This is a genomic window from Mesorhizobium sp. LNHC229A00 (assembly GCF_000502415.1).
Lineage (GTDB): Bacteria > Pseudomonadota > Alphaproteobacteria > Rhizobiales > Rhizobiaceae > Mesorhizobium.
The window spans coordinates 1-1,079 of sequence record NZ_AYWQ01000094.1 but is presented as its reverse complement, the minus strand read 5'-3'; the positions used below and the strand labels follow the sequence as shown (position 1 = coordinate 1,079).

Below are 1,079 nucleotides of genomic sequence, written 5' to 3'. Positions count from 1 at the left end.
GATCGGATCGCATGGTTGACGACCGGGGACGCCGCTCTCAAAGAAGGACACCGACGAAAGGCCTTTCTGCAGCATTTCGGCAATTTATTGGCCAAAGTCGTGACGCTAACCTTGCCGCACCACGGCTCAGATCACAACTGCGACCGCCAATTGATTACGGCGATCAATGCTGAGATTTTTGTGGTCGCCGCCGATCGTTATGGCACATGGCGTCACCCAGGTTCGAACGTCATCCAAGAAGTTGCATCAGCCGGCCGCTTCTTGTCCGTCGTAACCTCCAATGAGAGTTCATTCACGTCGGAATGGGCCTCCATGGCATGACGCCTTCTGAACAGACCATTTGGGGATGCCCAAGCCGCAATCCTGCGGAGCACCTGATCGTATTGAGAGATGCTTGTAAGTCTAAAAGTTGCATAGTCTAAAGGTCACAGTCAGAGATAAAGCTTGGCCTGCAACGACCTGGTGCATGGCTTCACTGCAAATAATACGTTATAGACAACGCCATGTATCATTCTCATAATATTCATTATGTTAAATCACGATGTCCTGGCGAGATGGGGATGAGACTCCAATGCCGACAGCTCATCCCTGTTTGTCGCTCATCATAGCCCGTAAGAGCTCAATGCCAGCCATGCTGGGGACGCTATAACCTGCCGGCAGTCCCACTTGATGGGTAGACCCCGCATCATGCTCAAAGATCAAGGTTCTCCGTTCGGCCCGGAAATGTCCGCCAAGATGGTGTGCCGTTCCCCAATTGGCAATCAATTCAAGCTTTGCAGGTTGGAAGAAGGCAGGCAATTCGGCGAGGCGGTCGATCTGTTCCTCAATCCTCTCGAGCAGCACAGAAACCTGCTTGAGAAGTGTGGCCATGCCTTTGTTGCTGGTGTCGCCAAACCCAAATGCCAACCGCATGAAGCTGCCACGGGCGTCCTTCCTGCCGTTATAGCCGAAACAATGCAGTTTCTCGAATGCCGACATTGTACTCACCGGGTCAACGGCAAGATTCTCGAACTGAGCGGCGATGTCCTCGAGGTCGCGACGCGGAGGGTTGGTAGACGAAAAGAAAGTACCGGCGCCGA

2 protein-coding genes are annotated in these 1,079 nt (G+C 53.1%); one reads left to right on the top strand and one right to left on the bottom strand.

Going from position 1 to position 1,079, the window contains the following annotated elements; translation table 11 throughout:
- A partial coding sequence (locus X742_RS0139475; protein WP_031248833.1) for a hypothetical protein occupies positions 1-321 on the top strand: 321 nt, incomplete at its 5' end.
- A 261-nt stretch (positions 322-582) separates the two neighbouring features.
- Here the strand turns inward: X742_RS0139475 and X742_RS1000000175120 are convergent.
- A partial coding sequence (locus X742_RS1000000175120; RefSeq protein WP_032925162.1) for a hypothetical protein occupies positions 583-1,079 on the bottom strand: 497 nt, incomplete at its 5' end.